The sequence below is a fragment of the Longimonas sp. genome (assembly GCF_040409695.1).
In the GTDB taxonomy this organism is placed as follows: domain Bacteria; phylum Bacteroidota; class Rhodothermia; order Rhodothermales; family Salinibacteraceae; genus Longimonas.
The window spans coordinates 1-25,037 of sequence record NZ_JARWGJ010000162.1 but is presented as its reverse complement, the minus strand read 5'-3'; the positions used below and the strand labels follow the sequence as shown (position 1 = coordinate 25,037).

The window sequence follows — 25,037 nt, the reverse complement described above, 5'->3', positions numbered from 1 at the left end:
TCGTCTGGGTCGTCGAGCTCTTCGTCGGTGATGATGTCGGAGCGCAAGATCGGGAGGACCTGTGGGCTTCCGAATACGCCCATGACACCCTCGAACGTAAACTCTTCTTGCGGAGCGGGGGCTCCTCCTACGTTAGACTCGCCACCGCCCTGTATGCGGAGTACCAGTTCGGTATCGTCGTCGGGGTCGGTGCTAATCACATCGTAGTTCGTTCCGCTCGAAAAGGTGTTGGGTGGGCTCGTGAGCTCGAGACCCTCAATGCGGACAAGCACGCTCAGGAAGTCGCCTGAGGAGGCCTGTTGCAGGGTAACGGGAATGGGATCAACCGGCTGCCCCTGTTCGAGCACCGTATACTGGCTCAGATCTGTGTTATTGATCTGGAAGAGTCCGTTGAAAACGGAGAGCTCGCCCGTTACAAGTAGTTCGGTTCCTTCCCGGATCGTGCCGTCTTCGATGTCATCCGAAAACTGCTCTTCGAGATCACCAAAGGTCTGGCGGATCGTCATTCCGGTAGCGCCCACGTCGCCGCTCACATCCTGGATGCGGGCGTAGTCGCCAAAGGCACGGGTAACGGTACCTTGGATCGTCACAACCGATCCGGTGCCCCGTTCCAGCGCTTCGGCGATCGGGATAGGCCCGATGCTGAGCGTGAACTCGCGGTTATTTCCGTACTCGGCCCGACCGGAGCTTTCGAGACGCTGCAGCGCGAAGCGTGCTTCAAGCGCACCTCCGGTAATATCGGCATTGGATACGTCGAGGGTGATGGTTTGGCGGTCGCCATCTTCAGCATCGGGGCCAAACGACACGGGAAGAACGTTATTCTCACCAAAGGATCCTCCAATGGCTTCGAGGTTTGCGGTGCTTGCTTGCGCAGCGTAGAGCACCTCAACAGAGACAGGCTCCCCATCCGGGTTGCGAATAACAACGTCGAACGAGACTTCTCCATCTTCGGGAACCGCACCGGCACCCGAATTCGCAAACTCGACAGTTGTACGTTCAGATTGGAGATCAGAGACGCTATCCCCGCTATCGCACCCAGCGAAGAACGCCAGCAGGAACAGACCCGCTACAGGTGCAGCAAAACGGCGTAAAAAAGTCATGGTACCAGGTAAAAGTAAAGTCAGTAGGTTGCAGATCGTGAGATACCACGAGGGCGCTGCACATGCATGCGCACGGCGCAGCGCCCCGTGCTATCAGGTCTAAGTGCCGGTAGGGTTAGAACGTGTACCGTACGCCCAGCTGCATTTGCCAGCGTGAGGCAGTGCTTGCCGTGCCAAACAGCGTGTCGTTTAGCGAGCGGCGCAGCGCCTCTTCGTCCTCGAAGTCGATGATCGGCTTGCCGATGTCGTCGGCCGTAATGACACGTCCACCGATGGCGTCGCCGATATCCTCTTCGCTGACATACCCATCAAAGCCCCAGGCAAACTGGTTGTTGAAGCCTGAGAACCGGATGCGTCCCCAATCATCGTTCAGCATGTTGAGTACGTTTTCGAGGTTCATAATGAACTCGATCCGCTGGCCTTCGAAGGTGGCGATCTCTTGCGTGAAACGCAGATCAATCTGGTGGCGCCATGGGGCACGCCCCGAGTTGCGATCCACAAAGTCGCCGCGGAAGTCGTTCAGCCCTGGCTGACTTGCGATGAAGGCATCCAGCAGCTCCCAGTTTTCGCTGGCGAGCACCACGTCGCGCTCGTTTTCGGGTACGAAAACGAGGTCATTGAAGCGGAATCCGTCACCATTGACGTCGACCCCGTCGTAGATCCAGCTGAAGTTCTGACCCGAGCGGCCTTCGTACACAAGGCCGAGGCTGGTGGCGAAGCGGTCCATCCACTGCCAGCGGTAGTTGACCGTGCCCAGAATGCGGTGGCGCGCTTCAAAGACCGCGGTCCCGATTTCAGGGTCGTTCGAGTCTACGATAAAGTTCTGCTGCCATAGCGAAACGGCCTGGTCGAATGTACCGCTGTTGACGCTGCGGGCGCGGTTATAGGTGTACGCTACGGTTCCGTTGATACCGCCTGGAACGCGGCGCTGCACCTGACCGGTGAGGCTGTATTCATACCCCTGGCCTGCATTTTCAAGCAGGATGACCTCAGTAAAGCGATCATCTACGCGATTCGGATTGTTCGGCGTGCCATAAATCGGACGTCCGTAAGCCGACTCGCCAACCTGCTCAATATTCAGGTTGCGGGCGCTGATGTCGTTGATCGTCGACGAGTAGAGTCCTTCAAGCGTGGCCACAAACCCGAGCGGCAGCTCCTGGTCAACCGCCAGGTTCAAGCGCCAGGACTGCGGGTACTTGAAGTCGGGGTTGGTCAGGTTCACCTCGGTGGTCGCCTCGGTGCCCAGAATCTCCTCGCCTGCGGCGTTCACGCAGTCGCCCGCTCCGGGACGCGGCGCAGCACCCGGCTCGCCGCTGCCGTCGAAGCAGCTGGCATCCGGATTGTATCCGAGCGGATTGCCGTTGGCGTCAACGTCATCTGCGTAAGCAGACTCAGGATCAATGGACTGATCGAGGCGGAGGAAGTCGACGCCCGTGTTGCTGTACTGGTTCGACAGCCATACGAAGGGGGGGCGTCCACTAAAGATGCCTGCTCCACCGCGAATCTGGGTGTTCAGCTCGGCTCCGGTGTTGTAGTTAAAGCCGAAGCGAGGCGACCAGAGCACCTGCGTCTCCGGCACCTCGTCGGTGCGGAATCCAAAAGCGTCTTCTACATTGGTATTACGCGACGGATCTTCCGGGAGATACGGAATGTCGGCGCGCAGCCCAAAGGTCAGGCGCAGATCGTCGGTCACGTCCCACTCATCCTGCGCATACAGGCCAAACTGCATCCCCGTAAAGTCGGCTTCCGGCCTGAAGTTATCGCCATGGATCTCCGGGTTTGCGAAGCTGTGCGAGTATTCTGTCGGCTGTCCGCGCAGGAATGCGTCGAGCGCAGACACCTGCGTGCCATCAGCGGCCGTGAAGGCTTCGAAGGTGTAGTTGCCGTAGAAGTCGCGGATGAACAGGTTGTTAAAGCTAAACACCTCGTTGTTCGTCCCGAACGTGATGTTATGATCGCCCAGGCGATACGAGAAGTTGCTTGTAAACTCGATCAGGTCCTGGTCGAGACGGTTGGCCTGGTTAAAGCGGCCAATACCCATATCGATGTTGCGGGTCCCCTGTATGCGGTCTCCGCCTGTTTCAATGCGAACACTTGGAAACGCGCCGCCGTTGGGCGTGCGCTCATCGCGGATGCGTGTGTAGACCAGCCGCGTTTCGTTGAACAGCGCGTTGCTGATCTGGCTGTTCAGCTCCAGCGCGGTTGAGTTCTGCACGCTGGTGAACTCGTACTGACGATTGGCAAACGCGAAAGAGTTGAACCCGCGTCCAATGCCCGTGTCGTTACCTGCATTCACAAAGTTGTGCCGCAGCGACAGGTTGTTGCGGTCGTTGATCGTCCAGTCCAGCTTCACAAGCAGCTTCTCATTGTCAGTGCGCTGCGTGAACGGGTCGATGCCTCCCGGATCGTAATCGTAGGTGTCGATCGTAGCCTGGCGGATCTCATCCAGGAACGTAGGATCGGCGGGGAAGAAGTTGGAGCCGTCGATGTTGAGGCCTACGCGCGTATCCAATGGTGAACCGCGACGGAATAGCTCGGCCGAGACGAAGAAGAACAGCTCGTTCTCGATGATCGGCCCGCCAAACGTTCCAACGTAGTACTGCTCATTGAACTCATCGCCGAACGACTGTCCGTCCAGGTCGCCAATAAACGACTGGTCGCGCCCCAGGAAGCGGAAGCTGCCTTCAAATTCGTTGGTGCCGCTTTTTGTGATCGCATTGATGCGTCCTCCGGTGAATCCGCTTGTGCGCACGTCGTATGGAGCAATGTCGACGTTGAACTCCTGCACGGCGTCGAGGCTAATCGGCTGCGTGCCGGCCTGTCCACCGGGAACGCCACCTGAGCCGCCAAGCCCGAACACGTCGTTGAGCGTAGCGCCATCCACCTGTACGGTGTTGTAGCGCTCGTTACGTCCGCCGATGCTGTTGTCGTCGGTACCGCTAAACTGCGGTGTGAGGCGTGCAAAGTCGGAGAGGCTCCGGCTAATGGTTGGCAGGCGCTCAATCTCCTCTTCGGAGACGTTGGTCTGCGCGCCGGTCCGGCTCCGGTTGATGATCGTAGCCCGGTCGGCAATCACGCGCACCTCGTCCAGCTCGTCGGAAGAGAGCTGCAGGTCGAAGTTGATTTCGCGGCGCTCGTTAAGCGTCAGGCGAATGTCTTCTTCACGCACCGACTGGTAGCCGACGAACGAGGCCGTGATGGTATACGGCCCGCCTACGCGCAGTCCCTGCAGGTTGTAGCGCCCGTTCGCCTGCGTGGAGGTTCCGTACTGGGTGCCCGACGGCTCGTGTACAGCCACCACGTTAGCACCGGGGAGCGGCTCCCCGTTTTCATCCAGCACAACGCCGGAGATCGACGCGCGAGTGCCCTGGGCCTGCACGTCAACGATTCCCACCGTCAACACCAGTCCCAGCATTAAAAATAGTAGCGATCGAAAGGGCTTCATTGTATTTACGTCACGTCACGTTCGTTGGATATCGAGGGGACCTGGGCGGTCTCGTTTGGCTGCCATATCTGTTAGGACATATAGGGCGGCAGAGCACATATCACAGAACCAGGTGCATGCCAGGGAGCAAGCGGTCGATCTACCGATCTGCGCTCCTCGCAATCGAACCAGGTACCATGGTCTTTACTTCTGCGGTCTTTACTTCTGCGCCCGACCAGTGCGCCCGAACCAAAAGGGTGGGTAGCCATCCTGGAATGTATGCTAAGCATACGGAGCGCGCCAGGGCGCGCTCACGCCAACACACACACAGCAAGAGGCAAGATAAGCATTCGTCAGAGTGCCCGCTTTTCGTGTACAGGTCGTTCTTATAATAGCGGCTCTGCGTGCAGAAGGCAATAAAGATCGTGTGCATTAAGATACGATAACAATGGAATTCCCCTCTGCCTCTGCCTAATTGGCCATAGAACCACCCTGCATTGCCGCCTACGTCGCCCTCTTTCACTTCTTCCTTACACCGAGCATACACACGGCGTATACGCACCTATAAGCTACCAATCAGCGGTAAACGGCGCAGGATCAACTACTTTTGAAAGCGCTTCCACACACATGTGTACAATTTACCCGGCTCAGTACACACTCTTTTGCATTATTTAGCTGGCTGGTTGACACACATCTCTTCGAAGCAGAACCGAAAGATCCGAAATGGCAATTTCATGTAATCTATCTTTTATGTTCTATCACCTGTCGTACTCCCCTTCTGCCAGCGGCCTCATCTTCATCCTCCTTTCTACCAAATGGGATCGTTGCTACAATTTTGCAGGTCCTTCCCGAATTACGGTTGTAATTAGGAGTGCTATGTTGAAACCTGTATGTCCGGAAGCGTTGCAACTTCCATCCGATTACCCTCTATCCATTTACATCTTGAACCCATGAGTGATAGCAATAATGTATCACGGCGTTCATTCCTGCAGCGGCTCGGCGCACTGGGCGTTGCGGGCGTTGGCGCAGGTACCGTGCTCTCCGCATGCGGGGGCGACGACGCTGCCCCTGCCGAAGACACGGCCGACGCAGACTTTTCGTGCGACGACCTTTCAGGGCTGAGCGATCAGGAAATTCAGACCCGGGAGCAGCAGGTACAGGCGCTGCAGTACGTCGAAGAAACCCCGAACCCCGACGAACTCTGTAGCAACTGCGCGTTCTGGCAGGAACCAGAAGCAGGTGAACAGTGCGGCGGCTGCGATCTCTTCCCCGGACCGGTGCACCCCGATGGCTGGTGCAACTCCTGGGTCGCTGCCAGCTAATACTGCCCTCGCACGGCATACCCCAGCCCAATCCGAGCCGCCCGACGCAGCGCACAGCTGCCTCGGGCGGCTTTTTACGTGCCGGGGGTAGATCGCTCCTACCAAGATGTGCCAGGATCTGCCAGGATGTGAAACCATCCATAACAGCCATGGGGTCAGGGGGATGCAAAACGCCCCGCCTCTCTCAAAGTCTGCGGCGCATACGTACAATTCGTGAACCCACAAAACATCCCCTTCCGGATGAGCAGCGTCTGCGCTTTACCGATGGTGCAGATGCGCGCAGCACAGCCCTTTTCTACGCCTCATGACGCAGGCTTACCTCAGACCGCCCTGCCAGTCCGCCTACTGGTGGCCCGCACTTACGCACCGTTACCTCAACCGCATCTAACGCCGGATGTGCTTCCGCCACCTCTTGCGCAATCAGTCCAGCGAGGCGCTCGATGAGCGCGTACTCATGCTGTGTTACCTGCTCTTTAACGATCGTGTAGATCGCCTCGTAGTTGACCGTGTCTTTCAGGTTATCAGACGCAACAGCTGCAGACAGGTCCATATCTGCCGCCACGTCGACTTCGTAGCGGCCGCCAAGCCGATGTTCTTCTTCCATGACGCCATGGTGGCCGTAGAACACGGCGTTGATGAGCCGAACGGTGCCGTACATAAATACTTGGGTCTAATCGTGAGTAGCAACCAGCTTAGCAGCGCGCGCATGGCGTCCTGTGCTGCCCAGATTGTGCGGTCGCAAGACCGTGCGCTGTAGCCAGAGGGGCGCCTCGTAGTAGAGGCGGTCATGCAGGTGGGCGTACACGTCTCGCATCCTCCTGAAACCTCAAACGGAGCAAAAACGGGGGTAGCAGCGTGTTATGCGGTTTCGAAGGCCTGGAGCTTGGGGATGGCCGCGAGTTCGCGAAAGGCGCGGGCCCGCTCCAGAATGAGATCCTCGTTGAGCTCAAGCAGCCGGCCTGGGCCGAAGCGTTCTACCGCAAACGACGCCATAGCGCTTCCGTAGATAATGCCGCGGCGCAGCTCTTGGGAGCCATAGGCACGGGCACGCACCAGGTAGCCCGCCAGTCCGCCCGCAAACGTATCGCCGGCGCCGGTGGGGTCTTCGATGTCTTCAAGCGGATATGCCGGGGCGCTGAAGACCGTGCTGCCGTTGAAAAGCAGCGCTCCGTGTTCGCCCTTTTTGATGATTACCGTTTCAGGCCCCATGTCTCGGATGATGCTGGCTGCCCGCACCAGGTTGGGCTCGTCGGCCAGCTCGCGCGCCTCTGAATCGTTCACGACAAGGCAGTCAACCAGCGTAAGCGTCTCGCGCAGGCTGTCGGGGGTATGCTCGATCCAGTAGTTCATCGTATCGCAGAGCACGTACTCCGGGTCGTCGACCTGCTCAAGCACATGGCGCTGCACAGCCGGATCCAGATTTCCCAGGCACACGATCTTACTCGACCGGTAGTCTTCAGGAAGCGTCGGCTCAAAGTCGACCAGCACGTTAAGCTGCGTGTCGAGCGTGTCGCGCTCGTTCAGGTCGTAGTGGTAGCGCCCTTTCCAGTGGAACGTGTCGCCTTCCTCCTTTACCTCCAGGCCTCGCAGGTCGACGTTGCTATCGCGAAACAGCTGGACATATTCTTCCGGGAAGTCGCCCCCCACAATGCCGACCAGCCGCACATCAGGGCAGAAGTACTGGGCTGCAAGAGAGAGATATGAAGCACTCCCGCCGAGTACACGGGGCGCGTTGCCAAACGGTGTTTCGATGGAGTCGAAGGCTACGGTTCCTACAGTGAGTATGCTCACAGGTCAGGCGGTTGAAGGCAGTTAAGGATGGGCGGCGACGAACAAGCCAACATACTCAGTACGCCGATAAAACGTTGGTTACAGGCTTCGAATTATACGCAAAGGACATGACGTACGGGCCAATTATGGGCAGTATCGGCAATGTGTACCGGCACAAGCATAGACGATCGCCCCGTCGATTGCGGCTCGGGTCGTGCCCGGCAACACCTGGCCTGAGGTACCGGTGTTAGCGCGTGGAGTGTTAGCGCGCGGTGTGTTAGCGAGACAGCACGCTGACAAACACGCCCACTGCAAATGCGCCGAGCATCACGGGGGTCTGGCGCTCACGCACCCAGTCGCGGGCCATGTCTACGGCGATCGATGCCGGGATAGCAAGCGTACTCCAATCGTCTGACACCGACGCCGGAGGCGCTCCAAACGGGTCGTTCCCGCCCTGCGGCTCCGCTCCAAACGGCGAGCCGCCGCCCGAGAAGGGTCCGGACGCAGGCGATGACGGCCCCTGAAACTGCTCGCTCGGCGAGGTGTCGAAGGGCGAGTCGGGAGCGGGCCCCGACGAGGGCTGCGAGGACGATCCGGAAGACGGATCGGAGGACGGGTGATCAGCGGATGGCGTATCCATAGCAGTTTTTCGGAGACTGATGTGGTGTGTCTGCGTTATGCATTGTAGGTTGTGCCTTGTACCTTGTTGCTGTAGGGTATGGGATACGACCCGTATTCGCAACCACGCATGCCGGTTTAAGGCGTTCGCACGCAGGATTCACGCCGGTGGTGCGTGTACACGATTCGTTTAGTTTGTGCTCTGTTCTATGTGCTCTGTATCTGCCAACTCGCTTATGCACTGGTTTCGCCTCACTGTGGTTGCCTCTGTGCTTCTCTTTTTCGGACTGGGACCGCTCCCCGGTGCCGCCCAGACGACAGCGCCGTCAGCTTTCGAGCGCGGCCAAACGCTTTTTGACCGGGGCCTCTACGCCGCCGCGGCACACGAGCTGGATGCGTTCCGTCATGCCCATCCACGCCATAGCGCGGCCCCCGAGGCCCTCTACCTGGAGATTCGTGCCATGCAGGCGCTCGAACGAACCGACGAGGCCTTTCGCCTTACCGAAGTACTGCAGCGCCGGTACCCTACCCATCCAAAAGCAGGCACCCTGCTGCTTGCTATCAGCGAGGAGGCGCTTGTCCGTGGCGATGCCGCAACGGCCCGCTCGTACCTGGAGCGCCTGCGCACCAGCGCCGACCCCGATGTGGCTGTGCCTGCAACCCTGATGCTGGCACAGCAAGCCCACCGCGATGGGGAGATGCGCACCGCGCTGCAGCACTACGTGGAGATCGTGCAGTCGCACCCCGAGCGCGACGAAGCCCCCGAAGCGGCTTTTCGGGCCGGGCAGCTCTACCTGCAGGGCGATCGTACCGACAGCGCAGTGCGGGCTTTCCAGGCAGTGATCAACCGCTACCCGAACAGCCCTTTTGCCGACCAGGCACGCGAACCGCTTGCTCATGCCTACGCCCAGCTTGAGCAGCATGAAGATGTAATCGCTGTACTGGAGGCTGCCCCCCAGCGCACTGCACGCGCTAACACACTGCTCGGTTATGCCTATCTGCATACGGAGCAGTGGAACAGCGCAGCTCGGGCGTTTGGCGACGCCGAGCGGCAGGATGGCGCCTCTCCGATCGTCACTTACGGCCAGGCATGGGCCCTTCATCACCAGGGCGACCATGTACGCGCCGCCGAGCAGTTCACCCGCGTCGCCGAGTCGCGCCACGACCTGGCACAGACGGCCCGCTTCGAGGCCGCTCGCAACTACCAGCTCGCCGGCCGCCCCGATGCCGCCCGCGAAGCCTATGCGGCCTACATCGACCGGAACCCCTCGGATGAGCGAGCCGACCAGGCCCTGTTCGAAGTGGGGCGCCTGCACTACCAGCAAGGCAACTACGACGATGCGGGCGCAACTATGGAGCGCCTCCTCAGGTCGTATGCCGGCTCTGCCCAGCGAGGGCAAGCGCACCTGGTGCTCGGAAACGTTGCCCTTCAGCGCGAGGATATGGGCCAGGCGCTCGAATCGTTTGACCGGGCCAGCGAACTGGGAGCCGCCCCCGACTCTATTCGCGATGCCGTTGAGTTTCAGCAGGCCTGGTCACTCTACGAAAGCCGTCAGTATCGCGATGCCGCAGACGCCTTCATGCGCGTGCACGAATCCGGACGCCTCGACCAGCGCGAAGAGGCGCTCTTCTGGGCAGGCGAGAGCCTTTTCCTTGCCGGGGCCCACGGCGACGCCCGTGCCCGCCTGCAGCGCTACGTTCAGAACAACCCGCGGGGCGCTTCGGCCCCTGCGGCACGGTACACCATTGCCTGGTCATACTTCAAGCAGGAGCGCTACCCCGACGCAGCCCGTGCTTTCGAGCGCTTCCTCGACGCGTATGACGAGGACACGCGCATCCCCTACCGCGCCGATGCCCAGCTTCGCCTTGGCGACAGCTACTTTGCGCAGCGGCGCTACGATGACGCGATCGACGCGTACGCCTCGGTCAACGAAACCGGCCGCGACTACGCGCTCTTCCAGATCGGAGAGGCCCATGCCCTGCGTGAACGGTTTGCAGAGGCCGTGTCTGCCTTCGACGAGCTTGTCGACACGTTTCCCGAAAGCCGGTGGCACCCTGAAGGGCTTTTTCGGCGCGGGCGCGTGCACTTCGAGATGCAGAACTATGACGCGGCGCTCGCTTCCTTCAATACGTTTCTGCAGACCTACCCCGACCATCCGCGTGTGCCACGCATCCAGTACGGCATCGGAGATGCACACTTTAACATGGGCAACTTTGACGATGCAATCGCTGCGTACCGCGTCGTCTTGGAGGAGCACCCGGAAAGCGGCGTATTTGCCGATGCAGCGTCCAGCATCCAGTTTGCATTTGTTGTGCAAGATGACATGGAGGGGGCAAGCGACCTAATCGATGAGATTGCCTCTCGGATCGACGACCCCGCACGAAGCGACGCACTTCGCTTCCGCGTTGCCGAAGCAACCTACCAGAGCGGAGATATCGAAGCCGCCATGCGTCAGCTGCGCCAGTTCGTACGCGTTGCCGACACGGAGACCTACCTACCCGAAGCATACTTCTTGCTCGGTCGCGGCCATGCCGAGCAGCAGCAGTCCGCTGAGGCACGCACCTTCTTTGAGCAGCTCGTCTCCGGCTACGCAGACCATCCGCGTGTGCCCGAGGCTGCGCTGCGCCTTGGCGAGCTGTACGAGCAAGACGGTAGCTACAGCCAGGCCCTGGAGGCGTACATGCGTGCAGGCGACCATCCCGAAGCTCCGACCGACGTTGTGGCCCGTGCACGCTACGGCGAAGCCATGGCGCTGCTCCAGCAAGGCCGCGCCGAGGAAGCCGAGCAACTGCTCCGCCAGATCGTACGTGCACAGGATTCCGATCGCCTGGTGGCCTCAGCGCGTCTTGGACTAGCACGTATCGCCGAGGAAGACGGGTCGCTGCAAGAGGCCCAGCGCCTCTACCGCCAGGTCGCTGAAGCCGACGAGGGGGAGAGCGGTGCCGAGGCGCGCTATCGTCTTGGCCGCCTCCTGCGCCAGGCTGGCGAGGCGAACCAGGCCATCACAGAACTTGAACGCATCCCCGCACTCTACTCGGGCTTTCCTGACTGGATCGCACGCAGCTATATTGAACAGGGCCGCGCGTACGAACAGCTCGGTCAGCGGGGCGAAGCCCAGCGCCTCTACGACCGCGTCATCGACCGGTACCGGGGCACGCCCTTCGCCGACGAAGCCCGCCAGGCTCGCGATGCCCTGTAGCACGCTGTTGCCCGACTACCCGGCTGCCTGACGACCTGGAGTCCTGTACTCTGCCTCTTCATTTTTGCCCTCCGAACGCTCTACAAGCTTTATATGATGCGCTTCGCCCCCCTCACGCTTACTTTTTTGCTTCTCATCGCTGGCCCTACCTGGGCACAGGCCCCTGACTCCGAGCCTGCACTCCCCGAAATTACGCCCCGCGAGATTGAGATCCGTGGCGAGTATCGCGTGGTTTTCCCCTCGCTGGAGCGTCCGACCCTGCAAGAGCTGCAGCCACGTACGCGCGTGCAAGCGCTCCCACTCGACGACCTCCCAAGCGCCTCCCCTCTTAACTTTCGCGTTGATGCCCTGCCTCCGCTCGACCTTTCTGCGCCTCCTGCAGATCGCGGCGGCTCCCTACCTGTGCCTGCGCTGCTCGACGGCATGAACGGCTTTCTGGAGGGAAGCGGCGGCCGATTCACCGAACGCCGCGTGGCCACCGAGCTGCAGTTTCCAGTCAGCACGAACACCTCGCTGCGCCTCCACGGCGACTATGAAGGGATGCGCGGCGACACCCCGTTTGCCGAGAGTGATGCACGAACCGCCTATGACAGCGCCGATGGTGGAATCGACCTCTCGTACCGGGGGGCATCGTGGAGCCTTACCTCGACCGTAGACGGGGCCTACGACGAGTACGACCTTTATGCGCTGCAGGCAGCGGCATCGAACGCTACCGAAAGTCCGGCTCGCCGTGCATATGCTCTTGGAACCGAGCACACGCTGCGCATCCACCAGGGCCTGCCGCTTGCATGGACAGTCGGGTATCGCGTTCACGATGTGGAGACCGATCCTCTTCCGGCTCTAACGCAGCCCCCTGCTACCGAAGCGACAACGCATCGCTTTGCGTCGGCGCTCGATATCACGTTTCCGCTTGCTGTCTTCGACTTCATGTTGGAGGGTGAAACAGAGTTCGTGGGGCATGATGGCAACGGCGCGTTTTCTGGAGACAGCCGCCAGGGTACCCTGTACGGAATTGCACGTCTTGTTGACCGTCCCGGCTTAACGGTCGAGGCGGGCGCAGCGCTCATGAGTTTCGTAACCAGCCAGCAAGGCCCCGGCTTCGATGGTCCTACTACGAGCACGTATGGCGCACCGTATGGCTTCGTGGAGTGGATGCCTGCCGCAGACTGGCGCTTCTATGCTGAGCAGCGCCCTACGCTTACGCTTCATACCCCCATCGACCTTCTGCACACCAATCCCTACCTTAGCACCGAAGCTGACCTTGGGGGTACCGTACACACGCTGAACACAACCGCAGGTACATCGTGGTCGCCCGGACCGCTGCGCGTTGATCTGTACGGCGGCGTGCGCTACAGCCCCGTACGACAGTTTTTTGAGTTCGGCATCGCAAACGCTACGGGACTGTACGCTACGCTCTACCGCGAATCCACCGCGTGGGAGGTTGGCCTGGATGCAACACTGCAGGCGCTCTCTCCCTGGTTTGGCACCGTCGCATTCACCTATACCGAAGGCAGCCTTGCGGATGCGGATGGGCTTCCCTTTGTACCTCGCGCTTCTGCCGAGGCAACCGTCGGCTATCAGTTTGCAGACCGGCGGGCGCGCGTGCAGGTCCACCTGCGTGGTCAGGGCCCCCGCGACCTGGACCGCGAGGGGATGCAGTCGGCCCCAGGATTTGTTGGGGTGGGCCTTTCGGGCGACGTTCAGGTGACGCCCAACATTGAGTTTACCGGATACGTGCAAGACATTGGCTCTAACAACATGACCGAATGGCCGGGCTATCCGCGCCCTGTAGCGCGTGTGGGTGGCGGCGTGCGTATCCTGTGGTAACTGAACCCTGTGATAACTGAGCTCCTCCAGATAAGAGCATTACGAATTATTTGTTGACGATGGCCGGAAAATGTGGTAGTCTACAGTAGGCAGACTTTCACCATAACTCAAAACAGTACCTAAACTTGTATGGCTCGTCCGTCTCCGAAAGTGGTCCTTGAGTCGTTCTGTGCTGTGGTTCAGGAAGAACTGGCAGAAGGGAACGACGTGACACTGCCTTATCTTGGCACGTTGAAGGTAGAACATGCATCCAGCACGGTGCAGGATGCGAATGCATCGGATTCGCCTGTGTGGTCTCCGCCTCAGGGTCGAATTACGTTCGTGCCCCATGACGACTCGTCATTTAATTCATGAACGCTCGCTGGTCATTATGTCCGATCGCCTGCTATCTCAACTGTCGAAACGGCTGGAGCTTCCTGAATCCAAGACAGCCCCAATACTGAAGGCGCTGCTCAAACAGATACGCCAGCGTGCCGAGAAAAAGTCGGGGGTTACCATTCCCGATCTGGGTACGTTTGCTATGGATAGCGACGGGAATCTGCAGTTCGACCCCGCACCTGCTCTTGAAGAGGCGGCCAATGAGGCGTATGCTGGTCTGGATCAGGAGCCCGTTGTACCAACTGAGACGCCCGGTGACGAGGCTTCCAGCAACGTACCGGGCTCGGCATCCGAGTCGACTTCTCAAAGCACCTCACCCTCTCAGGAGGCTGGTGCAGCAGAGCCCTCTGGTGCCTCCCCGCAAGCGTCGCAGAGTCAGCGAGATGATGATGCAACCGAAGAGTTTACAGCCCCCTCGCCCTCCTCGTCTCAGACGTCCGGTGCATCTAAAAAAGACGAGGGAGCTGACACCGGTTCCCTCTGGCCGGTACAATCTGCATCCCCACGCCCTGTATCGTCATCCCAGAAAACGGATTCTGATGACGAAGCGCCTGCCTCTAAAGCAGCCGCGGATACCGACGCAGTCGAAACAACGCCAACGGAGCCATCATCCGGAGCATCCTCCTCAGAGCAATCAGAGCATCCTCCTGACGAAAACCTGCCAGACACGGACGCTTCAGACGATGACCCGCTGGATGACGATTTCTGGAGCCGGGATCGAGAGTGGGACCTTTCGAGTGTCGCCTTTGGCGACGAGCCCGACGAGGATTTTAGCGATACGTCTGAGGGTGAGGAAGCCAAAACAACCGGAGCCAGTGCGTCGTCGGCATCCGTTGCGGATGCATCGTTCTCCGACGAGAGTCCAGCACGGGCGTCTCAGGAAACGGAATCCGCTTCCTCATCAGGAGCCTCATCTCAATCAACCCGGGAGCTTGACGATCCACAAGACGTTGCGTCCGTCGAGAGTTCAGCGGATGCTTCTCCACAAAGCAGCAAAGGGCGCATCGCCTTTGTAGCTGTTTTGCTGATAGCCGCCCTCATTGGAGGGTGGATTGTGCTTGGAGAGCGTGGCACTGTGCCAGGTCCCGGTGCCGTCGTCGAAACGCTGCGAACGTCGCTCTCTTCCGATGCCGACCCGGCACCAGCTACAGCCGATGCTGACGACGCTGGAGATGCCGAAACAGCTGACGAACCGTCTTCACCTGCTTCTACAGACAGCGAAGACGATGGCGCCTCTCCCGATACAGATGAGGCGCCTCCCTCGGACCCGGCTGACGAAACTGGGCAGCCCGCCCCTGATGTTGACCCCAGTGCAGGGGGCTGGACCCTCGTTGTGGCCTCTCGTACGGAGGAGTCGGAGGCAGAGGCCTTGCAGGAAAGTTATGCCTCTTCGCTTCAGGGTACAGGCCTGCCTGTGAGTATTCTTCCGAGTGAGGGCCCAGATGGAACGATGCGCTACCGCGTTGTCATCGGGCAGTTCTCCTCTCAGGAGGAAGCGCAGGAGACACGCGAGCTCCATAGCGCCCTCATGCCAGATGATGCCTGGTCTCTCCAGCTGTAACTTGCAACGCGGGGGCTCCTGAAAGATCGCGCCCGCTGTACTGATTTTGCTGTGTACTACGTTGCTTGCATGTGGCGCCAGGAGTTACTATGGGTTAGGCGAGGACTGTACGAAAATGCGACTTGTGCGCTCTACGTAACAGATGGGGTTGCATCCCATTCTTCTTGACCTTGTTTTAGCTTATCACCGTTTCGTCTTCTTCTATCTACGCTGTTGCTTATGTACCTTCGTCTCCAGGCTCCGCCCGCATCCGGTATTGTTGAAGACACGCTTGCGGCAGCAGCCGATGAAGGCACCATGTCGGTGCTCGATATCTTGATTCAGGGCGGATGGGTCATGATTCCCATCTTGCTGCTCTCTTTCATTGCCGTCTACCTCTTTATCGAGCGCCTTCTGACGATCCGGCAAGCGTCAAGCAATCCTGAAGTGATCACAGATCAAGTGCGTGATTACATTCGGTCGAACGACATCGACGGCGCCATCGCATACTGCGAGCGGAAAGACGTGCCTATTACGCGCGTCATTCGCCAGGGCCTGGAGCGCCTCGGGCGTCCGATATCTGAGATTCAAGATGCCGTGCAAGCAGCTGGCAAGCACGAGACGTTTTTGCTGGAGAAGCGCACCAATATCCTCGCGAGCATCGCAAGCGTAGCACCCATGCTCGGCTTCTTTGGAACGGTGCTGGGCATGATTCGCGCTTTTCAGGATATCCAAAGTCTTCAAGGGAACGTGAATCCAAGTGTTCTGGCTGGCGGGATCTGGGAAGCACTGATTACAACTGCAGCCGGCCTCTTCGTTGGGATTATTGCCTCGCTGGCCTATAACTACCTATTGGATCGTATTAAACGTCTCACAAACGGAATGGAGCGCTCGGCGACAGACTTTATCGATTTGCTTCAGGAACCTGTCACGTAAACTCGTCCTGACGCCAACCTGTTGCTCTCTGTAACTGCCTGAATCCCAAAGATATGGCTTTCGACTTTGAGCCGTCTCGTCCCCCTGTCTCGTCGATCAGCCTCGCGGGCATGACCGACGTGGTGCTATTGCTTCTCGTCTTTTTCCTTCTCACCTCAAGCTTTGTCCCCCAGCTTGGCATCGAGGTCACGCTACCCCAGGTCGATGCCTCTGCCCCGGTAGAACAGCAGTATATCACTGTTTCTCTCACAAGCGACGGAAGCTACTTTGTAGATGGAGAGCCTGCACCTGAAGCGCAGTTGAGTCAGCGCATTCGCGAGGCTCGTCGCACAGAGACCACAACCGTCATCTTGCGAGCTGATGAAGGGGCCACGATACGTCAGTTTGCCACCGTTGCTTCAGCTGCACAGGCTCTTGAGCTGCGTGTGCTTATGGCAACAGAGCGCCGCGAGTAGTTCTTTTAGGACGTACGTCTCTCATGGCATATAATAGCACTTTCGCGTGGGGAAATGGACGAGCTGCTATACACAGACCCTTTCTACTTTAGTCGCTGAGTTTCAACGTGTCGTATCGCCTCAGCCTACGACTGGCAACGACGGAGCCAGTGCTCTGCTATATCTCTGCTATATCTATGAAGATGCATGGATACATATAGCGAGTACCCTGACTTCTTCGAACCATCAGGTTCCGACGTAGCCCTTGATGTTCATTTCTATCCCGTCAGTTCCAGACGGGTAGCTTATCCTATCTTGCCCGTCTTACCTGCAATCCAGAATCGTATCACAGAAATCGGCCCGCAACCCCGGCTACAGGCCGACACAAGGGCGCAAGCCCGACTGACGCCCGTATATCGGGGACAATTTGCACCAGAGGCATGACCTTCGGCCCCAGCCCAGCGGAGCCGCTCGAAGCGCCCTGGCTGCAGGGAGGACGTACTCCTGGGGCGCCCAAATTAAGAAATCAAAACAGGCTCATAGAGCCCCTGATCGAAATCTATCCATCTTTTCGATGCGGCTCTCGGCGTTGAGCAAACCTTCCCTACAGGCAGTATGCACAAAAAGGCTCCCCCTTCTGCCTACAAGCAGAAGGGGGAGCCTGTCGTATGGCACACTCAAAGTGCGATGGGTTTATTGTTGATGCTGTAGGAAGTCGCGCTTATCCTCGGCGATCTCGGCGATTGCGCCACTCACTCAGTACTTCCTGGAGGATCTGGCGATTCAGTTCCTCGTTCATTTGCTGATTGACCATCACGCTCGGGTCGTTACCATTGAGGCGGTAGAGGGTAACGCTTCGGCGGGGATCGGTAACAACGTTCTCGAAAGTCAGCACGTCGCCATACGTCATCGTCTCCTGCTGATTGATGTAGCTTGTGTTCACTTCTCCCGTACTGATGAGTGACTCAATGAGCTGCCGATCTTCGATTCGTGCTACAGTCCGTTGCGTACCCGTTCGGTCTGTAATTGCGATCTGTATCTCTGAGATATCTTGCACTGGACCGCGCCGTGTGGTGCGCAGATCGTACCCGAGAATGATCTCATTTACGTTCTCAAGGGCACCCCGAACAAGCCCCTGAAAGTGCGAGTGCTGGCTAATCGTGTCGTACATGTCGTTCATCGGCATCTCAACAGGCTCGTCGCCGCTAACGTAGTCCTCAGAAACAAGCACCTCGACATCTTCGTCGCGCATCCTCTCAAAGAGTCCCTGAAGTGCTTCTTGAACCAAGTCGTTATTCCGAAAGCTAATCGTTACCCCGTCTGCGTCTTCGGCATCTTCATCAGCCTGCTGTAAGTCGGCATTAGAAACAGACCGGTCTGCAGACATCGGCACAATGAGTTGCACGTTTGATGACCACTGTGCATTGCTTTCGACAGTTATGTACAGCGAAACGAACAGCAGTAAGAAAAGCGTTGAGAGCAGTTTACTTACTTTAGACATATTGAATCTGTTGATGTTATAGGTATCTGAAACGCTTGCGTACTGGGAACCGGGCCAACTGTACCCCTTGCAGGAACTGGCAGGCTGATGTTCCCCCTCATAACAAGCATTAGCACATTCGGGGAATGATGTAGGCTTTTGTAGTACCGGCTCCGTCATTGGCGTCAGGGAGTTATGTAGAGTAGGCATTCGCAATATGGATTACACAAAGCCTGTGCCACTAATCTTAATTGACGCCGGCGCTACTGCGTTACATTCTTCTTATCGTTCCGTGCACCAGTGACTTTTACATTGCTCTACTGAAGCGGAAGACAGGTTTGTCTCGATTTCCTTCAGAATGAGGCGCAGATGCCACTGGTTTAAAGCTGTACGTTAAATGAAGACGTAACACGCGAAAGATCAATCTCGCCTCTGATTGCCTGCCCAGCATAATTCTGCCGGTACATGCCCGTTATCCGAATTCGAATATCCGTGCCTGGTGTGATGCCCCGGTTATTCAGTCCTTGCGTCATGTCCAGTACACCTGTACTCGTGTTGAGACTATACTCCGTGTCGTCAAAGTCGCGGAATCCAATCCCGTCTCGGTAGCTAACCGTCACGCCATCCACAAAGTAGTTGGCATCGCTGCTGTAACGACTTGCGAACTCTGCATTCGGTTGTACCTCAATTTCAACTTGCCCTATACCTCTAAGGCTTTCCCCAGCCTCAAGTGCTGGTCCATCTGCACGGGCAAGGCTAACAGTCGGGTTAGGCGGCGCAATCACACCGAATGACTGACTTCCGAGTGCGATGTCATTGCCATCCTGCTGGAGCAAGTATGCAAACACCTCAACTGACTCTTGTCCACCAGCCGGACTGAGCGCAAGTGTTCGCTCCATCCCCTCAACGGATTGTCCTTCTCCTTCTATACGCAGAGGCTCGTTCTCTAACCCTGGCACCTGGATACGGACTTCATTGCGGACGTTGCTGTATAGCGCGTCGGCGGCAACGGTCTGGGCCAATACTTCGGGACGGTTCACAACGAAGCTCCCCCTCACAGGCTCTTCGATCGAATTCCCTTCTACGTCGCGATAGACGAGCGTAGCTTCGTACTCAATCTCAGCGCGGTCTTGCCCTTCTTCGAGGAGGTTGCCAGTGTCCATAACGATCATGGAGCGCGTCACACCATCTCGGCCTTCTATCTCTTCGACGCGAAGACGGTCGTCATCGACCCTAATCTCATACTCGGTCGGTGCAGCCGCAAGATAAGCACCGGCCTGGTGAGTCTGACCAAGCACCATGTTCTCTTGCCCTACGACCAGAGACTCAATGCTCTGGAAGAAAGGAGTGCTGGCATCAATATCGAAGGTGCTGAAGGCGTATAGCAGAATCGGCAAATACAGGGCCAGCATAATCTGGTACCTGAGCGTTTTGATTCTGATTGTTGCGTCTTTCATAAAAGAAGGTACTCAAAGAAGCACATTACGGGCAGATAGCAGGATGATGTGGGCTCAGGGAGCAGCGTTAGTGTTTCTACTCCGAAGGCATCCACGCAGGGCAAAACCCTTAGTCAATCTCTCAAGACTTTCCATTGCCTTGGTTGGGAGAGTTGAATGTACGGAAGCGGGAAAGCATCTCGTCCAGATCACTCCGCATATCTTCTACGGTAGACCCCGCGCCTTCCATTTCGTTTCCGAGCGTGCGCATTCCTTCTCCGAGGCGACTCGCATCTTCTGCAAGCTCACCACTTGCTACCTCAGACAGCTTCGTACGCATGTCTTTCACGGCTACACGGGCTCGTTTCATCTCACCAGCCATGTCATGGATTTCTCCACCAAACTGCTTAATTTCTTTCCCAAGCGCACTCATCATGACGTTAAGGTCATCATTGACCTTTTTTTCCATCATTTTGCGCGCTGAGGCACTCGGGGCAGGACCCTGAGCTGCTTGAACAACGGCAGCACTCGCCGCGCCCTGGGCTGCTTTTTTGCCCTCTTCCGTTTCTTCGTAAGGCTCCATGAAGAAAGCCTGGACAAGCTCAAGCATTCCCATGATGATAAAAGCTCCGGCCTCACCAAGGAAGCCTACGACCATGAACGTATCTGCGTAGGGTTCAGCTGCCGGGTTATCCCAGATCTTGAAGAACACCCCGAGGATTGCGGCGGCACCGAAGATTCCAATGAAGAAACCGAGCACCTTTGTTGTCAGCTCGAGAATGTATTCTTTCTGACTACTAGCCATGATGCTTAAATGTTGTTGGTTTGAAGCGATGCTATAGTGGTACTGCCTGAGTGGTACGAGGTCTACGTGAGCAAATCTCACACCAGCATCAGGGTATTGATTCGAAACTAACGGTTAGCTGCCCTACATGTCCGAAGGAGGTTCGGGAAACTCAGGCTCTGTATCAGGCTCGGGAAACTCCATATCATCCTGTGGCTCTTCCTGAGGTTCTGCTTCTTGCACGCCTGGAAGATCCGGAATGTCGCCTGTTCCTTCAACCTGGGTGAGATCGGCTGCACAGCGGAATCCAATCTCTTGGCTCCCTCGATCTTGGGGTTGGCTGTTACGAACCCCTACACCAATGTCGAAAGAGTTCGACGCCCAAGACCCGCCGCGAATCACACGCTCATTGCGGGTTTCATCAACAAACGGAGCCGGATCAGATTGCCCTGACTCGTAATGGTCGTAGGTCGGACTGTATGTATCCTGGACCCATTCTGCTGCGTTTCCCGCCATGTCGTGGATTCCCCATCGATTCGGCGGAAACACGCCAACGGGTGCTGTGCGGGAGTAGCCTGTTGCAGCAGGATTTCCTTCAGGGCTGAAATTGGCGAGATAACGACCGAGTCCATCTGTAGTACGGAATCCGCGCCAGGGGTAGACGGCCCCTATCTGTCCTGCACGAGCTGCATACTCCCACTCGGCCTCGGTCGGGAGGCGTCGGCTTCCATTCCATTCACAGAAGCGTTGTGCATTCTCCCAAGTGACTCCGAGAACAGGGTGGTCTTGAAACTGTGGCTGAGCGAGGTAGCTCCGCTTGGCATCGCGATCGCCTCCCCATGCTCTGACATCAGGTAGTAGGCTCGCATCGTTTTGGTCTTGGATAAACTCCAGATACTCACGGTTGGTCACTTCAAACCGATCGATATAGTAGTTTGGCATAGCAAGCACAACGCGCCCGGCTTGCTCCCGATCGTAGACATCTTCGTCCGTCAGCCCCATAATGAAGGTTCCTGTGGGAAGACGGACCATGTCACCATACGAGGGGCGCGTGGGGTCGTCGTTAGAGGCAGTGGAACTGAATGCAGCGTTAGCAAAGACTGCTCGCGTTGCTTCTGTAGCAGACTTTTCTTCAGGAGTGTCACTTTCGCTGCTGACTCCCACGCGCTCCACATCTGCCAGAACAGCGCTTTGACCGCCTCCAAACGATACCATAAACACCAGCAGAGCTGCCGACGCTATTGCACCGATAGAGAGCCAATATGCCAGTCTATTCTTTGCTGTTTTCATACTTGTGAGCTGTTAAAAGCAATGTGTAATTCTGATTGACAAAGAGGCCTGCATGCGACAGAAGCCACTGTGCGGCATGTGTCTATAGCAGGAGATTTTGGCTATTAGACACTACGGCTCTGGAAACTCAAGATCGATATCGTTCTCTTCATCTGTACCAACGTCCGGGGCATCTGCTTCCGGAGGAGCTTCAACCTCTTCCTCCTCAAAAGCATCAATATCTATCTGACTAAGTGTAGCCGCGCAGCGGAAGCTGATTTCGTCACCACCGATTGACGTTTCGTCGCGCACACGTTCCAGCGGAATGTCTCGCGGAGCCCGTTCACGAACGCCAACGCCAATCTCAAACTCACCTGAACGCCAGGATCCACCACGTATGGCCCGCTGGTCTTCACGGGGGTTGGTGTGGCGCGGGTTACGCTCTGCGTGGCGCCCGTAGTCGCGCGTCCAGGCATCTGCTGTCCACTCATAGGCGTTGCCTGCCATGTCGAAGAGCCCCCACCGATTGGGTTCGTAAGAACCAACAGGGTCAGGGTTAGACGAGTTAAAGTTGGCAAGTGGCTGCCCTCGGCGCTCGGCGCTCAGCCCAGGCCACGGATATGCAGCTCCGAGAACACCGCCTCGTGCAGCGTACTCCCACTGCGCCTCGGTCGGCAGGCTATGCCCGCGCCATTCGCAGTACGCATCAGCTTGGTCCCAGGTAACATGCAAGACAGGCGAGTCGGGCTCGCGCTCAAAGTAGCGCTCTGCCTCTGCATCTGGGAGATTCAATTCGTTACTCTGGAGCTCTTCACCGGTCAGATCATCCAAAAAGCGCTGGTAGTCGGCATTCGTGACCATGTTCTGATCCATAAAGAATCCGCTCATCGAGATGCGGAGACGCCCCGGATCTTGATCCAGATCACTGCGTGGATCCGTCGGCCCCATCAAAAATGTGCCACTGGGAAGACGCACCATGTCGCTGTGATCGTCAAACTCAAATATGTCTTCATCGGGATCGACTTCGCGGTCATATGGCAGACGCCCCGGATCCCCAAATTCACCGTAGAAGCGAGCGACTTCTACTGTCCGTGGCAGGGTTAGTGGGCTTCCACTGGCAACCAATTCTTGCTTAGTGTAAGGAATATCAAACTCCAGATCGGAAACAGCCAGTTCGTCGTCGCTTGGGCAGTATCCAAAAGGCCCACACTCCGCTGCACTGGCTTCTGCCAATGCATCACGATCGTCGCGCACTCCGCGAGCAGGCACCTCACGATCAATGCGATTCAGACGATACACTACACCCAGGGTCGGCATAAAGCTGGCCACCAGTTCGGGCTGTACTGTTCCTCCACTGATTTCCTCCGTCCAGGCCCATCGACCCGCAACTTCGGCTTTCAGGCTGACATCACGACCGATAGCGTAGTCAAGCCCCAGTCCAAGCGGAAACAGTGCACGCTCCGTTTCCTCGCCAAATATGAACCGACCGTAACCTGCATATATGTATGGGCTAACCGGGGAATCCGAGCCAAGCACGTGAAACTCAACCCCAACATCTGCTGAGGTAAGCTCTTGATAGGTGAGCCCTCCTCGAAGTCGGGCTACGCTATTCAGATCAAGCATAAACCCGCCTGAAATAGCTGGATTGGTGCCGTCCAGCTCCGAGAGCCCTGTCTCTTGAGAGAGCAAGGTGCCGCCGGAGACAAAGAGTCGCTGCGAGAGCGCATCTGTTGGCATACTGATAAGCACGGCTACCAACAGTGCAGTAAGCGTTGAAAAAGTGTGCCTGATTCGCATGGTTATGTATTAAAGTGCAGAATTCAGAAAGCAGATCCAGAGGCGGGTTGCTTCAGAGGCTACGCAGATTGCAAGGTGCATAGCCCCCTTTATTGATCGCCCGTTCGGTTCCGGGTGCGTACTAACAAGCCCCTAACGGAGCAGATCAAATCGGTAGGTAATGTCGATAAAACCAACGTAATCAGGTCGCTTCACACCGTCGATGCCCGTGTGCCCATCAATCATCCCTGATGTTGGAACGCGGACCCCGATGCGAAATGTGTCAAACATCGATACGCCTGCTACAAAGGACCCTGTGACACGGCTTCCAAGCTCATCGAACCGATCGTCATCGGTCGGGAAGTTCTCGTAAGTGGGTTCAATCACAAAAAGCGGTCCACCCCCCAGAAAAACACGAAACAGCCCTTGCTGGATGTACGGCAGATCGTAATCGGCCGTAAAGTCAAGGGCAAGAAGGTTGTTTGTAAACTCAAGTGGTACATTTTGACCGGTCGTCTTTCCCGCAACACGGTTATACTGCAGCGTTGTGTTGAGGCCATACTGCTCGAACTCGCCGAAGCGCCAGTCCACACCTACCATTGCTGAGGGGTTGGCAGAGGTTGCATACTTGAGTACATTATTGTTCGGATTCCGGCTCAGGTCTCCTTGGTATGTATTGATTCCGAACCCGATTTTAACGCCATGGATAAACGGACTCCCTGACGCTTCCTCTTCGTCTTCCTCTACACCCAGCCCCTGTAGTCCTTGCGCCTGTGCAGGCGCAAACAGGAGCGAGCCAGCAACGAATAAAAATACAAATGTGATTACGTATGGTATTCTGGTAGGCATGTACCCAACGCCGTGAGTTTTTGAGAATCGAGTGCTCTAACCGTGCTCAGTGTACCGCTTTGCCGCATACTGGACCTAACCCGGTTTGATGGACATTCCTTCACTTTACTCACGAACCGGAATGACTCATGCCACGAACACGCCGCCCCTACCCTCAAGACTTTCGAGATCGGATCGTCGAACTGGCTCGCAACGGACGGAAGCCCTCAGAGCTGGCCGATGAGTTCGAGCCAACAGAACAAACCATTCGAAACTGGATGAAGCAGGCCGACCGCGACGACGGCAAAACCGCCGATCGGCTTTCCACGGATGAACGTGAGGAACTCCGCGAGCTACGGAAGAAGCTGCGTCAGATAAAGCAGGAACGTGACATTCTGGCAAAAGCGACGGCTTGGTTCGCTCGGGAGACAGAAGATCTACCGCCAAGATCTTCCGATTCATAAGAGTGCATCAGGCCGAATTCCCAATTAGCGTTATGTGCCGAGTCCTGGAGGTCTCCACCAGTGGCTACTACGCATGGCGCACTCGCCCGCCCTCAAAGCGAGACCGAAAAGATGCGATGTTGACCGAAAAAATCCATGACATTCATGACGAGTCCCGCGGGACCTACGGCGCGCCTCGCGTCCACGCCGCTTTGCAATCAAAAGGCATCCGCGTGGGCAAAAAGCGCGTAGCTCGTCTGATGAAAGCAGCAGGCCTCGTGGGCGTAAGCCGCCGCAAAGGGCCCGTTACAACGATCCGGGACGCATCGGTACGCCCGGCTCCAGACCTCGTGGAGCGCGACTTTACCGCCGAGAAACCCGACCAGCTTTGGGTGGCTGACATCACGTACGTGCCAACCGATGCGGGCTTTCTCTATCTGGCCGTTGTTCTCGACGTGTTTAGTCGCCGTGT

At 57.4% G+C, this 25,037-nt stretch carries 20 protein-coding genes and 1 pseudogene; 9 read left to right on the top strand and 12 right to left on the bottom strand.

The annotated features are described in order from the left end of the window. Both PPP56_RS10190 and PPP56_RS10185 read right to left on the bottom strand, forming a co-directional pair. Nucleotides 1–1,100, bottom strand: a pseudogene (locus PPP56_RS10190) (hypothetical protein); the annotation flags it as partial. Nucleotides 1,101–1,215: 115 nt separating this feature from the next. Then, nucleotides 1,216–4,545: a TonB-dependent receptor gene (locus PPP56_RS10185; RefSeq protein ID WP_353563939.1), complete on the bottom strand. Its 3,330-nt coding sequence runs from the start codon at nucleotides 4,543–4,545 to the stop codon at nucleotides 1,216–1,218. Nucleotides 4,546–5,474: 929 nt separating this feature from the next. Here PPP56_RS10185 and PPP56_RS10180 point away from each other — a divergent pair. Further along, nucleotides 5,475–5,846: a high-potential iron-sulfur protein gene (locus PPP56_RS10180; RefSeq protein ID WP_353563938.1), complete on the top strand. Its 372-nt coding sequence runs from the start codon at nucleotides 5,475–5,477 to the stop codon at nucleotides 5,844–5,846. A 295-nt stretch (nucleotides 5,847–6,141) separates the two neighbouring features. Here the strand turns inward: PPP56_RS10180 and folB are convergent, their stop codons facing one another. The 4 genes from folB to PPP56_RS10160 form a co-directional block, all read right to left on the bottom strand. Then, nucleotides 6,142–6,504, bottom strand: a complete 363-nt coding sequence (gene folB, locus PPP56_RS10175) for a dihydroneopterin aldolase (RefSeq protein WP_353563937.1) — start codon at nucleotides 6,502–6,504, stop codon at nucleotides 6,142–6,144. Nucleotides 6,505–6,516: 12 nt separating this feature from the next. Continuing rightward, a complete protein-coding gene (locus PPP56_RS10170; protein WP_353563936.1) occupies nucleotides 6,517–6,660 on the bottom strand; it encodes a hypothetical protein in 144 nt (47 codons plus the stop codon). Between the two features lie 44 nt (nucleotides 6,661–6,704). Continuing rightward, complete coding sequence (locus tag PPP56_RS10165) at nucleotides 6,705–7,637, bottom strand: PfkB family carbohydrate kinase (protein WP_353563935.1); 933 nt, start codon at nucleotides 7,635–7,637, stop codon at nucleotides 6,705–6,707. A gap of 256 nt (nucleotides 7,638–7,893) precedes the next feature. Continuing rightward, nucleotides 7,894–8,256, bottom strand: a complete 363-nt coding sequence (locus PPP56_RS10160; protein WP_353563934.1) for a hypothetical protein — start codon at nucleotides 8,254–8,256, stop codon at nucleotides 7,894–7,896. Nucleotides 8,257–8,443: 187 nt separating this feature from the next. Between PPP56_RS10160 and PPP56_RS10155 the strand changes: the two genes are divergently transcribed. The 6 genes from PPP56_RS10155 to PPP56_RS10130 all read left to right on the top strand — a co-directional run bounded on the left by PPP56_RS10155 (nucleotide 8,444) and on the right by PPP56_RS10130 (nucleotide 16,570). Then, nucleotides 8,444–11,434 (top strand): tetratricopeptide repeat protein, encoded by a 2,991-nt coding sequence (locus PPP56_RS10155; RefSeq protein ID WP_353563933.1) that lies wholly within the window; start codon nucleotides 8,444–8,446, stop codon nucleotides 11,432–11,434. Nucleotides 11,435–11,527: 93 nt separating this feature from the next. Continuing rightward, nucleotides 11,528–13,261 carry a TonB-dependent receptor gene (locus PPP56_RS10150; RefSeq protein WP_353563932.1) on the top strand — a complete coding sequence of 578 codons (1,734 nt, stop codon included), beginning with the start codon at nucleotides 11,528–11,530 and terminating at the stop codon, nucleotides 13,259–13,261. A 129-nt stretch (nucleotides 13,262–13,390) separates the two neighbouring features. Beyond that, the gene (locus PPP56_RS10145; protein ID WP_353563931.1) at nucleotides 13,391–13,615 is read left to right on the top strand and encodes an HU family DNA-binding protein; all 225 of its coding nucleotides are present in this window, start codon (nucleotides 13,391–13,393) and stop codon (nucleotides 13,613–13,615) included. Next, nucleotides 13,590–15,200 carry an SPOR domain-containing protein gene (locus PPP56_RS10140; RefSeq protein ID WP_353563930.1) on the top strand — a complete coding sequence of 537 codons (1,611 nt, stop codon included), beginning with the start codon at nucleotides 13,590–13,592 and terminating at the stop codon, nucleotides 15,198–15,200. Before PPP56_RS10145 ends, PPP56_RS10140 begins: the two co-directional genes overlap by 26 nt. 219 nt (nucleotides 15,201–15,419) lie before the next feature. Continuing rightward, complete coding sequence (locus PPP56_RS10135; RefSeq protein WP_353563929.1) at nucleotides 15,420–16,115, top strand: MotA/TolQ/ExbB proton channel family protein; 696 nt, start codon at nucleotides 15,420–15,422, stop codon at nucleotides 16,113–16,115. A gap of 53 nt (nucleotides 16,116–16,168) precedes the next feature. Continuing rightward, on the top strand, nucleotides 16,169–16,570 hold the full coding sequence (locus PPP56_RS10130; RefSeq protein ID WP_353563928.1) for an ExbD/TolR family protein: 402 nt from the start codon (nucleotides 16,169–16,171) through the stop codon (nucleotides 16,568–16,570). A 700-nt stretch (nucleotides 16,571–17,270) separates the two neighbouring features. Here the strand turns inward: PPP56_RS10130 and PPP56_RS10125 are convergent. The 6 genes from PPP56_RS10125 to PPP56_RS10100 form a co-directional block, all read right to left on the bottom strand. Then, nucleotides 17,271–18,050: a hypothetical protein gene (locus tag PPP56_RS10125; protein ID WP_353563927.1), complete on the bottom strand. Its 780-nt coding sequence runs from the start codon at nucleotides 18,048–18,050 to the stop codon at nucleotides 17,271–17,273. A gap of 359 nt (nucleotides 18,051–18,409) precedes the next feature. Beyond that, the gene (locus PPP56_RS10120) at nucleotides 18,410–19,486 is read right to left on the bottom strand and encodes a hypothetical protein (protein WP_353563926.1); all 1,077 of its coding nucleotides are present in this window, start codon (nucleotides 19,484–19,486) and stop codon (nucleotides 18,410–18,412) included. Between the two features lie 121 nt (nucleotides 19,487–19,607). After that, nucleotides 19,608–20,270: a hypothetical protein gene (locus tag PPP56_RS10115; protein ID WP_353563925.1), complete on the bottom strand. Its 663-nt coding sequence runs from the start codon at nucleotides 20,268–20,270 to the stop codon at nucleotides 19,608–19,610. Nucleotides 20,271–20,393: 123 nt separating this feature from the next. Then, nucleotides 20,394–21,539 (bottom strand): formylglycine-generating enzyme family protein, encoded by a 1,146-nt coding sequence (locus PPP56_RS10110; protein ID WP_353563924.1) that lies wholly within the window; start codon nucleotides 21,537–21,539, stop codon nucleotides 20,394–20,396. A 111-nt stretch (nucleotides 21,540–21,650) separates the two neighbouring features. Beyond that, a complete protein-coding gene (locus PPP56_RS10105) occupies nucleotides 21,651–23,255 on the bottom strand; it encodes a formylglycine-generating enzyme family protein (protein ID WP_353563923.1) in 1,605 nt (534 codons plus the stop codon). A 192-nt stretch (nucleotides 23,256–23,447) separates the two neighbouring features. Beyond that, complete coding sequence (locus PPP56_RS10100) at nucleotides 23,448–24,143, bottom strand: hypothetical protein (protein WP_353563922.1); 696 nt, start codon at nucleotides 24,141–24,143, stop codon at nucleotides 23,448–23,450. Nucleotides 24,144–24,271: 128 nt separating this feature from the next. On the opposite strand from PPP56_RS10100, the gene PPP56_RS10095 reads away from it, so the two are divergent. Further along, the gene (locus tag PPP56_RS10095) at nucleotides 24,272–24,586 is read left to right on the top strand and encodes a transposase (RefSeq protein ID WP_353563921.1); all 315 of its coding nucleotides are present in this window, start codon (nucleotides 24,272–24,274) and stop codon (nucleotides 24,584–24,586) included. A gap of 32 nt (nucleotides 24,587–24,618) precedes the next feature. Beyond that, nucleotides 24,619–25,037, top strand: a 419-nt coding sequence (locus PPP56_RS10090; RefSeq protein ID WP_353563920.1) for an IS3 family transposase, incomplete at its 3' end; no start/stop codon positions are given.